Origin of the sequence: Thauera propionica, from assembly GCF_002245655.1 — a bacterium.
Classification (GTDB): Bacteria; Pseudomonadota; Gammaproteobacteria; order Burkholderiales; family Rhodocyclaceae; genus Thauera; species Thauera propionica.
Window position 1 is genome coordinate 738,735 of sequence record NZ_NOIH01000003.1, and the last position, 12,724, is coordinate 751,458.

General features: G+C 66.9%; 9 protein-coding genes. 5 read left to right on the forward strand and 4 right to left on the reverse strand.

What is annotated here, in order from left to right; translation table 11 throughout:
• Positions 1–195: 195 nt before the first annotated feature.
• Positions 196–3,513 carry a mechanosensitive channel MscK gene (gene mscK, locus CGK74_RS04795; RefSeq protein WP_094267326.1) on the forward strand — a complete coding sequence of 1,106 codons (3,318 nt, stop codon included), beginning with the start codon at positions 196–198 and terminating at the stop codon, positions 3,511–3,513.
• A 91-nt stretch (positions 3,514–3,604) separates the two neighbouring features.
• Here the strand turns inward: mscK and htpX are convergent, their stop codons facing one another.
• From htpX to def, 3 genes are read right to left on the reverse strand one after another with little or no spacing between them, the layout of a single operon-like run.
• Entirely contained in the window at positions 3,605–4,450 is an 846-nt protein-coding gene (gene htpX / locus CGK74_RS04800) for a zinc metalloprotease HtpX (RefSeq protein WP_094267327.1), read from the reverse strand.
• Positions 4,451–4,510: 60 nt separating this feature from the next.
• Entirely contained in the window at positions 4,511–5,470 is a 960-nt protein-coding gene (gene fmt, locus CGK74_RS04805; RefSeq protein ID WP_094267328.1) for a methionyl-tRNA formyltransferase, read from the reverse strand.
• Entirely contained in the window at positions 5,470–5,973 is a 504-nt protein-coding gene (gene def / locus CGK74_RS04810; protein WP_094267329.1) for a peptide deformylase, read from the reverse strand. The genes fmt and def overlap by 1 nt, the downstream gene beginning before the upstream one ends.
• A 174-nt stretch (positions 5,974–6,147) precedes the next feature.
• Here def and CGK74_RS04815 point away from each other — a divergent pair, with 174 nt between their 5' ends.
• From CGK74_RS04815 to CGK74_RS04830, 4 genes are all read left to right on the forward strand, one after another.
• Positions 6,148–7,176 carry a LysM peptidoglycan-binding domain-containing protein gene (locus tag CGK74_RS04815; RefSeq protein WP_094267330.1) on the forward strand — a complete coding sequence of 343 codons (1,029 nt, stop codon included), beginning with the start codon at positions 6,148–6,150 and terminating at the stop codon, positions 7,174–7,176.
• A gap of 26 nt (positions 7,177–7,202) precedes the next feature.
• Positions 7,203–8,336 carry a DNA-processing protein DprA gene (gene dprA, locus CGK74_RS04820; RefSeq protein WP_420823162.1) on the forward strand — a complete coding sequence of 378 codons (1,134 nt, stop codon included), beginning with the start codon at positions 7,203–7,205 and terminating at the stop codon, positions 8,334–8,336.
• Positions 8,337–8,412: 76 nt separating this feature from the next.
• A complete protein-coding gene (locus CGK74_RS04825; RefSeq protein ID WP_094267332.1) occupies positions 8,413–8,883 on the forward strand; it encodes a Smg family protein in 471 nt (156 codons plus the stop codon).
• 112 nt (positions 8,884–8,995) lie between these two features.
• Positions 8,996–11,578, forward strand: a complete 2,583-nt coding sequence (locus CGK74_RS04830) for a DNA topoisomerase III (protein ID WP_094267333.1) — start codon at positions 8,996–8,998, stop codon at positions 11,576–11,578.
• An 86-nt stretch (positions 11,579–11,664) separates the two neighbouring features.
• On the opposite strand, the gene CGK74_RS04835 is transcribed toward CGK74_RS04830, so the two are convergent.
• On the reverse strand, positions 11,665–12,609 hold the full coding sequence (locus CGK74_RS04835; protein ID WP_094267334.1) for a hydrogen peroxide-inducible genes activator: 945 nt from the start codon (positions 12,607–12,609) through the stop codon (positions 11,665–11,667).
• Positions 12,610–12,724 lie beyond the last annotated feature (115 nt).

Here is a 12,724-nt window from a genome sequence, read left to right on the forward strand (position 1 = left end):
CCTCAACGAACTGCTCCCGCCCGTCTCCTGCGGCGGATTCATCCTGGTGCGTCTCCTGCCCTGAGCATAGCCCCCGATCTTCACGGCCGCGAATCCGGTGCGACACCCGGACACAAAGCGCGCTGGCGCACATGCCCGTCATGGGTACACTGCACATTCCAACGCTTCCGACTTGCCATCCCAGGCCTCGCCCCGATGCATCACCTGCGCATCCTGCTTCTTCTGCTGCTCCTGCCCCTGATCGCCTTCGCCCAGCCGGCGGCTCGTCCCGTCGCCAGCGAATTGCAGACACGGCTCGACACGCTCGCCGAACGCCAGCTGCCCGAGGCCGAGTTGCGCGCTGCGCAGCAGGACCTGCAGCAGGCGCTGGCCCAGCTCGCTGCGGCTGACGATGCCCGACGCCGGCTCGATGATTTGCGCCGGCAGCTCAACCAGGCGCCCACACTCATCAGCGAGGCACGGGGCAAGCTGGCGCGCCAGCAATCGAATCCGCCCGCAGCGCTCACGATCCCGGCCACACTGACGCTGGACGCGCTCGAGACCCGGCTGGCCCAGGCCAATGCCGAACTCGCGCGCTGGCGTGCCGAACTCGACCAGGCGAGCGCGCTGAGCCTGCGCGCCAGCACCGAACGCACCCAGGCCGAGATCGCCGCCACGCAGACGCGCATGCAGGCCATCGAGTCCGCGCTGCGCAGCGGACGGGAGGCGAATCGCGCCCTCAGCGTCGAACGTCGCGAGGCCCTGGCCGCCGAATGGCATGCACTCGATGCACGCGCCGCGCTGCAACTGGCGGAACTGTCCGGCAGCAGCCAGTTGCAGGAGCTGGCACAGGCGCAACGCGACCTGGCTACCTTCGAGCTGGGCCTGATCGAACGCAATATGGAGGCCATCCAGGCCGCAATCGGCGAGCGCAGGCGGGCCCAGACCCTGGAGACGGTGGAGCAGCTCGCCGGCCGCGACCCTGCCCCTGCCGACGGCAGCCTGCTGGCGCGCGAGACCGCCACCAACCAGACGCTGTCGTCCTACCTGCTGCGAGCCACCGAGTATCTGTCCGAACTCAAGCGACGCAACCTCGACACCCGCCAGCGCCTGGATGCCCTCAACCGCAACAGCAGCATCATTGCCGAGCAGATCAACGTGCTGCAGGGCAGCCCACTGCTGTCGCGCATCCTCAACGAGCAACGTCGCGCGCTGCCGACGCCGAGCGTCGATGCCGAGTTGACGAACCAGATCGCCGACGTCCGCCTCTATCAGTTCGAGCTCAACAAGCAGCGGGAGGCCTTGGGCAGCCCGGCAACCTACCTCGACACACTGCTCGCCGGACAGCCCGCACCACCCGACGACAGCGAACGCGAGGCCCTGCGCACCCTGCTCGAAACACGGGCAGAACTGCTCGAGCGTCTGAACCACGAACTCAACACCATCCTCAGCGAGTCGGTCAGCCTGCAACTTCACGAGACCCAGTTGCAGGCCACGGCGGACCGCCTGCGGGCCACCCTCGACGAACAGATCTTCTGGGTGCCCAGCAACCGCCCGCTCGACCTCGATTGGCTCAAGGGTCTGCCCGCCGCGCTCGAGCGCCAGGTCAGCGCCATGCCCTGGCAAGCGGTCGCGAAACAACTATGGGAAGGCCTGCTGGCGCGCCCCTTCGTACTGCTGCCGGTACTGCTCATCTCGGTCGTGCTGCTGGTGCGCCGGCGCTGGTTGCGCGACAAGCTCGACAGTCTGAACGCCGACATCGGCTACGTACGCCGTGACACCCAGTACCACACACCGCTGGCCATCCTGCTCAACCTGTTGCTGGCGCTGCCGGTCAGCCTGCTGCTGGCGATGGCGGGCCTGGCGCTGCAGATGGATGGCCGCGGACAGAACATGGCGCTGAGCATCGGCCTGCTGGACATGGCGCAGGCCTGGCTGGTGTTCTACACCGCCTACCGCGTGCTGTCGCCAAACGGCGTGGCCGAGCGCCATTTCGAATGGCAGCCCGAACTCATCCGCTCGCTGCATCGCCGACTGCGCCATCTGGGCCTGGTCGTGCTGGCCGTGGTGCTGGTGGTGGCGATCGCCGAGCATCAACCCGAGGGTCTGGCGAACGATGTGCTCGGCCTGCTGACCCTGCTCGCCGGCTACGCCGTGATGGCCTGGCTGATGGGCCGCCTGCTGTCGCACCAGCGCCCGCAGGACGCCGCGCCCTCACCCTTGCGCGTGGTGATCGGCATTGCGCTGGCACTGATGCCGCTGGCGCTGATCGGCGCGCTGGCGCTGGGCTACTACTACACCGCGCTCAAGCTCACCGGTCGCCTGATCGACACGCTGTTCGTGCTCATCATCTGGCGTCTGGCCGAAGCAACCGCGGTACGCGGCCTGGCGGTCACGGCCCGGCGCCTCGAACACAAGCGGGCCGTCGAGCGGCGCGAGGCGGCCGAACGCGAAGCCGGACTCGAGGTCGCAAACGACCCCGAGATCCTGGAACGGCCGGTGATCGACGTCGAGAAGGTCAGCCAGCAGTCGCTGCGGCTGATCCGCCTCGGCCTGCTGGGCGGCCTACTCGGTGGGCTGTACGGCGTGTGGGCGGACCTGATCACGGTCTTCGCCTACCTCGACAACATCACGCTGTACGAATACGCCAGCGGCAGCGGCGACGCGGCCACCCTGGTGCCGATCAGCCTGCGCGACGTGCTCGGGGCACTGGTCATCGCCACGCTCGCTTTCGTGCTGGCGAGCAATCTGCCCGGCCTGCTCCAGGTGCTCGTGCTGTCGCGCATGCAGCTGGCGCAAGGCAGCGCCTACGCCATCACGACGCTGCTGTCCTACGTCATCGCGGGCGTCGGCATCGTCGCGACGCTGGGCACGCTGGGCGTGAGCTGGGACAAGCTGCAGTGGCTGGTGGCGGCGCTGTCGGTGGGTCTGGGCTTCGGCCTGCAGGAGATCTTCGCCAACTTCATCTCCGGCCTGATCATCCTGTTCGAGCGCCCGGTGCGCATCGGCGACGTCGTCACCATCGGCAACCTGTCGGGCACGGTGAGCCGGATCCAGATCCGCGCCACCACGATCACCGACTTCGACCGCAAGGAGATCATCGTTCCCAACAAGACCTTCGTCACCGGCCAGCTGATCAACTGGTCTTTGACCGACACGGTGACGCGGGTGACGGTGAAGGTGGGCGTTGCCTACGGCGCCGATCTGGCGCTCACGCGCAAGCTGCTGCTGCAGATCGCCGACGAGAACCCGCGCGTGCTGAAGGAGCCCGCGCCGATGGCGCTGTTCCTCGCCTTCGGGGCCAGCACGCTGGACCACGAGCTGCGCATCCACGTGCGCGAGCTGGCCGACCGGAACATGGCGATCGACGAGATCAACCGCCGCATCGATGCCCTGTTCAGGGAGCACGGCATCGAGATCGCCTTTAACCAGATCGACGTGCATGTGCGCAGCATCGACGGCAAGGAGGCGCGGCTCGAGACGGTCACCCATGCCGAGCCTGCAGCGGGAGACGAAGCGTCGCCGTCCCGCTGAAGCCCTCGCGCCCAAAAGACATCGCCCCGCGGCCCTGGACGGGCGGCGGGGCGATTCACCCTTGCGACGGCTGCCGCAGGTCGCGAGCGGCTCAGCGCCCGATCATCGCGCGCAGGCGGGCGATGCGGTCCTGCGTCGCCGGATGGGTCGAGAACAGGCCACGCAGGCCGCCACCAGAGAGCGGATTCATGATCATCATCTGCGCCGTTTCCGGGTGCTGCTCCGCGGTGTGCATCGGGATGCCACGGGCGTAGGCGTCGATCTTGGCCAAGGCGCTGGCGAGCGCCTCGGGGTCGCCGGAGATCTCCGCACCGCCGCGGTCGGCACCGAACTCGCGCGTGCGGCTGATCGCCATCTGGATGATCATGCCGGCCAGCGGCGCCAGGATCATCATCGCGATCGACACGATGGGGTTCGGACGGTCCTCGCCGTCGCGGCCGCCAAAGAACATGCCGAAGTTGGCCAGCATCGAGATCGCGCCGGCCACGGTGGCCGAGATCGTGGAGATCAGGATGTCGCGGTTCTTCACATGCGCCAGTTCGTGGGCCATCACGCCGCGCAGCTCGCGCTCGGACAGCATGCGCATGATGCCGGTCGTGGCGGCCACGGCCGCATTCTCAGGGTTACGGCCGGTGGCGAAGGCATTGGGCTGCGCCTCGTCGATGATGTAGACCTTGGGCATCGGCAGGTCGGCACGCTGCGCCAGCTCGCGCACCATGTTGTACAGGTAGGGCGAGGTGCTGGCATCGACCTGGCGTGCGTTGTACATCTTCAGCACGGCCTTGTCGGAGAACCAGTAGGCCCAGAAATTCATCGCGCCACCGATGACGAGCGCGATCAGCATGCCCTGCTGGCCGCCGATGGCCGCGCCCATCGCACCGAACAGCGCGACGATGCCGGCCATCAGGATGGACGTCTTGATCCAGTTTCCGAACATTGCGGGATCCTTCCTAAAGAAGCGGGTTGATTCGACAGATGGGGGCGCAGGCGCCCCGCATCAAGCCGGACCGGCTTCGCCCGATGCGAAGCGTTCGCCGACAGAGACCGGAAATCCGCGCAGGAATTCCCCCGCCGGCAAGCGCTTGTTGCCCGGGCGCTGTAACACCGTGCAACGCAAGGCGCCGCGACCGCAGGCGACGAGGACCCCCCCGTCGTCGGCGGCCAGCACGGTGCCGGGCTCGCCCTGGGTGTCGACGACCTGTGCGGACCAGAACTTGATGACCGTATCGCGCAGCGTGGAGGCCAGCCCGGGGAAGGGGTCGAAGGCGCGCATCGCGCGTTCCAGTTCGACCGCAGGCCGGGTCCAGTCGACCGTGGCCTCGGCACGCCCGATCTTGGCCGCGTAGGTCACGCCCTCGGCGGGTTGGGGCACCGGCGTCAGGCGCCCAGTGTCCAGTTCGGCCAGGGCCGACACGATGCATTCGCCGCCCAGGGTGGCCAGGCGGTCGTGCAGGCTGGCGGTGGTGTCGGTCGGCTGGATCGGCAGGCGACGCGTCAGCAGCATCGCTCCGGTGTCCAGGCCTTCGTCCATCTGCATGATGGTAATGCCGGTCTCGGCATCACCCGCCTCGATCGCGCGGTGGATCGGCGCCGCGCCGCGCCAGCGAGGCAGCAGCGACGCATGGATGTTGATGCAGCCCAAACGCGGCAGTTCGAGCACGGCCTTGGGCAGGATCAACCCGTAGGCGGCGACCACCAGCAGGTCGGGCGCACACGCGACGAGGCGCGACCGCTGCTCGTCGGTGCGAAGCTTCTCGGGCTGATCGACCTCGATGCCACGCGCCAGCGCCAACTGCTTGACCGGGCTAGGCGTGAGCTTCATGCCGCGACCGGCAGGGCGGTCGGGCTGGGTCAGCACCAGCGGCACGTCGTAACCGGCCGCAAGGATGGCGTCCAGCGCACAGGCGGCGAATTCGGGCGTTCCGGCGAACGCCACGCGGAGCGGCGCGGCAGCCATCAGGCGGTGATGCGCGCTTTCTTCGCCAGCTTGCCCTTGATGCGGCTGAGCTTGAGCGAGGACAGGTATTCGACGAAGACCTTGCCGTCGAGATGGTCGATCTCATGCTGGATGCAAACCGCCAGCAGGCCATCGGCCTCGATCTCGCGCGATTGACCATTTTCGTCCAGGGCGCGAACTTTCACACGCTCGGCGCGGGTCACCTTCTCGTAGATTCCGGGTACGGACAGGCAGCCTTCCTCGCACACCTGTTCGCCCGAGCGCTCGAGGATCTCGGGATTGATCAACGCCATGAGGCCAGACTTGTCCTCGGTGACGTCGATCACGACGACACGCCGGTGGACATTCACCTGAGTGGCCGCGAGGCCGATACCCGGGGCCTCGTACATGGTCTCGGCCATGTCAGCGACGAGTTTGCGGATGTCATCATCGACACGCTCCACCGGTACGGCACGCGTGTGGAGACGGGGGTCGGGATAGCGAAGGATGGGTAGAAGTGCCATGAATGCTTGCCGCGATAAACCTTTAAGTGCAGAATTTCAAGTGATTTCACATGCATGCGCATGTGCTGAAGTAGTACGGTGGGATGATTCCCGTTCCACTGCGCATTCGACATAACCTGGCCGACGGCGTTCCTGAGCTCGATCCGTACGCCCTGCAACCACCGGAAGCGATCAATGATCCGAATTATATTCCCTCTACTCGTCGGCATTGCGACCCTCTTCAGCGGTGCCTCGATCGCCCAGTCCGGTGCGCAGCTCGCCGACAACGCACCCGACAGCTACACCGTGGTCAAAGGCGACACGCTTTGGGACATTTCTGGCCGTTTCCTGCGTGAGCCCTGGCGCTGGCCGGAAGTCTGGCGCCTCAACCGCGACCAGATCCGCAACCCGCACCTGATCTATCCGGGGCAGGTGATCATGCTCGACCGCAGCGGTCCGTGGCTGACGATCGGCCACCGCGTCGGCGGCAGCGACAAGCTGCAGCCGCAGATCTACAACGAGTCACTCGACACCGCTGTGCCCAGCATCCCGCTGCATGTCATCGAGCCCTTCCTCAACAAGCCGCTGGTGATCGACCAGGCTCGCCTCGAAGGCGCGGCCACCATCGTCGCGACCGAAACCAGCCGCGTGCTGACCGGTTCGGGCGACACGGTGTTCGCCAAGAACGTCAAGGCCGATACCGAAGTCTGGCAGATCCTGCGCCCGGCCCGCCCGCTGCTGGATCCGATCACCCGCGAAACCATCGCCTACGAAGCCGACTACCTCGGCACCGCCCGCGTGAGCGAGCACGGCGAGCCCGCCACCCTCGAGATCCTGTCGGCCGTCGAGGAGATCGGCACCGGAGACCTCATGGTGCCAAGCGAGCACCCGAGCGTGTTTTCGTATGCGCCGCACGCCCCGGACCAGGAAGTGGACGGCCGGGTGATGTCGATCTACCGCGGCGTCACCGAAACCGGCCGCCTGAACGTCATCTCGCTTAACGTCGGCGCGCGTGACGGCATCGAGCGCGGTCACGTGCTGTCGCTGTTCCGCAACCGAGGTGCAGTCGAGTACAAGGGCGAGGACGGCAAGGAAGTGTTCAACCTGCCCGAGAAGCGCTTCGGCGTGGTGTTCGTGTTCCGCGTCTTCGACCGCGTGTCCTATGCGCTGGTGATGGAGACCGATGGCCCGGTAACCATCGGCGACGCAGCGCGCAAGCCCTGACCGGCAGGCGCCCTGCAAACATACCCTTGGCCGCGGACGAGCTCGAAGACTGGCTGCGTCTGACCTCGGTGCCCGGACTGGGCGCGGAAAGGCAGCGCAGCCTGCTTGCGGCCTTCGGACTTCCGAAGCACATCTTTGCCGCAGGACGCAGCAGCCTCGCGGGCGTCGTCGGTGGCAAGCTGGCCGACGCGCTGCTCGCACCTCCTGAGGGTGATCGCGTCGCCCCGGCGCTGGCCTGGGCAGCCGAGCCCGGCAGCCACGTCCTCACCCTGGCCGACGAGGCCTACCCGCGAAGTCTCCTCGAGATTCCCGATCCGCCCGTCATGCTCTTCGTGAAGGGCGATCCGGCCCTTCTGCAGCATCCGGGGCTGGCCGTCGTCGGTGCACGTAGCGCGACGGCACAGGGCATGGCCAACGCCGAGGCCTTTTCGCTCGACCTCGCTGCCCGCGGCCTCACCATCGTCAGCGGACTCGCCGCCGGCATCGACGCAGCCGCGCATCGCGGCGCCCTCGCCGCAGGCCCTGCCGCTGGCCGCACGATCGCCGTCATCGGCACGGGCATCGACCGCATCTACCCCGCCCGCAATGCGGCACTGGCGCGCGAGATTGCGGCCTGTGGCGCCATCGTCAGCGAGTTTCCGCTCGGCACGCCGCCGCTGCAGCACAATTTTCCGCGCCGTAACCGCATCATCGCCGGACTGGCGCAGGGGGTTCTGGTGATCGAGGCCGCGCTGAACAGCGGTTCGCTGATCACCGCGCGCCTGGCCACCGAGTGCGGGCGCGAAGTCTTCGCCATCCCCGGCTCGATCCATTCCCCGCTCGCGCGCGGCTGTCATCGCCTGATCCGCGACGGCGCCAAGCTCGTTGAAACGGCGGAAGACATCGTCGAGGAACTGGGTGCGCGTCCGGGCTGGTCGCCCCCGTCCAGCGCAGCAGTCGAAGCGAGCAGCCGACGCGCCGACGCACCATCCCAGACCCGCCTGCCTATCGACGACGAAGCGGCTCGAATGCTCGCCGCAGTCGGGCACGACCCCGTCGACCTCGACACGCTGTCCGTCCGTTGCGGCTTGACGGTCGATGCCCTCTACGCCATTCTGCTGCCGCTGGAGCTGGACGGACACCTGACCCGCTTGCCGGGCGGACGCTTCCAGCGCGCCTGAGAACCGCCCTCCAACCTGCCCGCGTGCGCCCTGCGCGTAGCCGGCCGCCTTCCCGCCGTTCCCCTGAGAGGCCGATTTGTTCGACATCCTCGTCTATCTGTTCGAAAGCTACATCCACGCCGACGCCTGCCCGGAGTCCGATCTGCTCGCCCGTAAGCTGTCGGCAGCAGGTTTCGAAGACGAGGAAATCTCCGAAGCGCTGGAATGGCTGGCCGGACTGCGACGCGTGGCGCGCGACATCCACCCCGGCACCGCACCGGATGCGGGCTCGATCCGCATCTATTCCGAGGACGAACAGGCCCACCTCAGTCCCGACTGCCGCGGATTCCTCGCCCTGATGGAGAGTGCCGGCGTACTCGAAGGCGTTCACCGCGAGCTCATCATCGAGCGCGCCATGGCGCTGGAAGGCTTCAACATTACGCTCAACCGACTGAAGGTCATCGTGCTGATGGTGCTGTGGCAGCAGGAACGACCGATCGACACCCTGATGGTCGACGAACTCCTGAGCGAGGACGACGACTGGGACTACGCGCCGACCCTGCACTGACGCAGGCATCGGCACAGCTTGCAAGGCGCGACGCGGCGTCTTTATCATCCGCGGCTTCAGCCCCACCACTCCCGAGGCTGGCACCAGCCAGCCCGCCCCAACGCCAGAGAGCATGAGCAAGCAACTGATCATCGCGGAAAAGCCCTCCGTCGCACAGGACATCGCCCGTGCGCTGGGCGGCTTCACCAAGGAGAAGGACTACTACGAGTCGGACGACTACGTGCTGTCGTCGGCCGTCGGCCACCTTCTCGAGCTCGCCGTGCCCGAGGAGTTCGAGGTCAAGCGCGGCAAGTGGACCTTCGCCCACCTCCCGGTCATTCCGCCGCACTTCGCGGTCAGGCCGATCGAGAAGACCGAGGACCGGCTCAAGCTGCTGACCCGGCTGATCAAGCGCAAGGACGTCACCGGCCTCATCAACGCGTGTGACGCGGGGCGCGAGGGTGAGCTGATCTTCAACTTCATCGCCCAGCACGCCGGCACCAAGAAGCCGATGCAGCGCCTGTGGCTGCAGTCGATGACCGCGCAGGCCATCCGCGACGGCTTTGCCCACCTGCGCGCCGCGCAAGAGGTCGAAGGCCTGCGCAACGCCGCGATCTGCCGTGCCGAATCGGACTGGCTGATCGGCATCAACGGCACACGCGCGATGACCGCGTTCAACTCCAAGACCGGTGGCTTCCACCTGACGACGGTCGGACGCGTGCAGACGCCGACACTGGCCCTGGTGGTCGAACGCGAGGACAAGATCCGCAAGTTCAAGCCGCGCGACTACTGGGAGCTGGAAGCCGACTTTGCCGCGGCGGCCGGGCATTATCCCGGGCGCTGGTTCGACGAAAAGTTCAGGAAGCCGGAAGGTGATGAGCACGCCACCGCATTCCGCATCTGGGACAAGGCCCGGGCCGAGGCCATCCGTGCCAGGTGCGAGGGCAAGCCGGGCGTCGTCACCGAGGAGGCCAAGCCCTCCACCCAGCTGTCGCCGCTGCTGTTCGATCTCACCAGCCTGCAGCGCGAGGCCAACGGCCGCTTCGGCTTCTCCGCCCGCGTCACCCTGCAACTGGCGCAGGCCCTGTACGAAAAGCACAAGGTGCTGACCTACCCGCGTACCGACGCCCGCGCGCTGCCCGAGGACTACATCCCGACGGTCAACGAGGTCATCCGCAACCTGCCCGGTCAGTACGCGCCTTTCGCCAACGAGATCGTCAAGCAGGGCTGGGTGAAGCCGAACAAGCGCATCTTCAACAACGCAAAGATCTCCGACCACTTCGCGATCATCCCGACCGGAACGCTGCCCAAGAGCCTGTCGGAAGCCGAGCAGAAGATCTACGACCTGGTCACCAAGCGCTTCCTGGCGGTCTTCTACCCGGCGGCCGAGTACCAGATCACCACCCGCATCACCCGTGTCGAGGGCGAGGCCTTCAAGACCGAAGGCAAGGTGCTGGTCAATCCGGGATGGCTGGCGGTGTACGGCAAGGAAGCCGCCAGCGACGAGAAAGATGGAAAACCCGGGGACGCCAAGGAAGGCGGCGGTCCGCAGCTGGTCGCGGTGAAGCAGGGCGAGACCGTGTCCACAGACGACATCGTGGTGAAATCGCTGCAGACCAAGCCGCCGGCACGCTTCAACGAAGCCACGCTGCTGTCGGCAATGGAAGGCGCGGGCAAGATGGTGGACGACGAGGAACTGCGCGCGGCGATGGCCGAACGCGGCCTCGGCACCCCGGCGACGCGCGCGCAGATCATCGAAGGCCTGATCACCGAGCAGTACATCCACCGCGAAGGTCGCGAGCTGATCCCCAGCGCCAAGGCCTTTTCGCTGATCACGCTGCTGAAGGGTCTGGGCGTCACCGCGCTGACCTCGCCGGAGCTGACCGGCGGCTGGGAGTACAAGCTGTCGCGCATGGAGCGGGGCGAACTCAGCCGCGAAGCCTTCATGCAGGAAATCGCCGACATGGCGCGCGAGGTCGTGGAACGGGCCAAGCGCTTCGAATCCGACACCGTGCCCGGCGACTTCGTCACCCTGCAGACACCCTGCCCGAAGTGCGGCGGCGTGGTAAAGGAGAACTACAAGAAGTTCGCCTGCCAGAGCTGCGACTGGAGCACCTGGAAGATCGTCGCCGGTCGCCAGTTCGAGTACCACGAGATCGAGACCCTGCTGCGCGAGGGTAAGGTCGGTCCGCTGCTGGGTTTCCGCAACAAGATGGGCCGGCTGTTCAATGCCGACATCGTGCTGAACGAGGACAAGCAGCCCGCCTTCGACTTCGGCCAGCCGAAGGAAGGCGAGGAAGCGGAGGCGGTCGACTTCTCCGCGCAGGAATCCATCGGTGCATGCCCCAAGTGTGCTAGCCGGGTGTTCGAGCACGGCATGGCCTATGTCTGCGAGAAGTCGGTCGGCCCCGGCAAGAGCTGCGACTTCCGCTCCGGCAAGATCATTCTGCAGCAGCCGATCGAGCGCGAGCAGATGGCGAAGCTGCTGACGGAGGGCAAGACCGACCTGCTGAAGGGCTTCGTGTCGGCACGCACGCGGCGCAAGTTCTCCGCCTTCCTTGTGCGTGGCAAGGACGGCAAGGTCGGCTTCGAATTCGAGGCCAAGGCACCAAAAGCCCCCGCCAAGGCGGCTGCCGCGAAGGGCGCGACTGAAGGCGACGCCGAGACCACCAAGGCCCCGGCGAAGAAACGCAGCGCCCCGCGCAAGACCGGCTGAACGCTGGCGACCAAGAAAGAAGGGCCGCATTCGCGGCCCTTTTGCTTTTCATGGCGGGTGGAGCCTGCGGCTGAGCCGCCGCGGGGTCAGGCGCGGGTGGCCACCTCAGGCATCGACACCCGGCCCACCGGCCTCGCCCCGGGCAGCTCACTGTCGAAGATTGCGCGCCGCAACACGTCGATGGCGCCGCTGCGCGGATAGGTTACCCGCCACGCCAGCGCGACGCGGCGCGATGGCTGGGGCTCGGCGAAGGGCCGCACGGCAACGAGCGGATTGGACGCCATCTCGTCCGCCGCCGAACTGGGCAACACCGTCACACCCAGGCCGGTCGCCACCATGTGGCGGATCGTTTCCAGCGAACTGCCCTCCAAGGTGCGCTGCAGGCCGCCGATGTTGCGGCAGCTCGGACACACTTCGAGAACCTGGTCGCGGAAGCAATTCCCGGCACCGAGCAGCAACAGCTGGTCCTCGGCCAACTGCTGCGCGTCGACTTCTCGGTGATGCGTCCAGGGATGATCGGCCGGCATCAGCACGCGGAAGGGCTCGTCATACACCGGCTGCGCCACCACGCCCACCTCCTCGAACGGCAGGCTGATGATGATGACGTCGAGTTCGCCGCGCTTGAGCGCCTCGGCCAGGCGGGCGGTGTAGTTCTCCTGGATGATCAGCGGCATGCGCGGCGCCAGCTGGTGCACCCGCGGAATCAGGCGCGGCAGCAGGTAGGGGCCGATCGTGTAGATCACGCCGACACGCAGCGGTCCGGCGAGCGGATCCTTGCCGGCGGCGGCGATCTCCTGGATCTGACTCGCCTCCATCAGCACCTTCTCAGCCTGCGCCACGATGCGACGGCCAGTCTCGGTGATCTTCACCTCGGACGCACTGCGTTCGAAGAGCTGGATACCAAGCTCGTCCTCGACCTTCTTGACGGCCACCGACAGCGTCGGCTGGGAAACGTGACATCTTTCGGCTGCACGGCCGAAGTGGCGCTCGTGGGCGAGGGCGACGAGATAGCGCAGGTCGGTCAGGGTCATGGTCTTGCCCCCAGCGGGCGTGGCTCAAAGCCTGAATTGGGCGTCGCCCGATGTTACCGCGTCCACCCGTTTCCTGCGCGGCCCGATCACGCCCGGTATACTCGCGCCAACTCAC

Bases quoted from the DNA above. Each gene is read 5' to 3' on its own strand.
- CGK74_RS04830 (WP_094267333.1), top strand. From the start codon at position 8,996: ATGAGCAAGCAACTGATCATCGCGGAAAAGCCCTCCGTCGCACAGGAC.
- mscK (WP_094267326.1), top strand. From the start codon at position 196: ATGCATCACCTGCGCATCCTGCTTCTTCTGCTGCTCCTGCCCCTGATC.
- CGK74_RS04815 (WP_094267330.1), top strand. From the start codon at position 6,148: ATGATCCGAATTATATTCCCTCTACTCGTCGGCATTGCGACCCTCTTC.
- CGK74_RS04835 (WP_094267334.1), bottom strand. From the start codon at position 12,609: ATGACCCTGACCGACCTGCGCTATCTCGTCGCCCTCGCCCACGAGCGC.
- fmt (WP_094267328.1), bottom strand. From the start codon at position 5,470: ATGGCTGCCGCGCCGCTCCGCGTGGCGTTCGCCGGAACGCCCGAATTC.
- def (WP_094267329.1), bottom strand. From the start codon at position 5,973: ATGGCACTTCTACCCATCCTTCGCTATCCCGACCCCCGTCTCCACACG.
- htpX (WP_094267327.1), bottom strand. From the start codon at position 4,450: ATGTTCGGAAACTGGATCAAGACGTCCATCCTGATGGCCGGCATCGTC.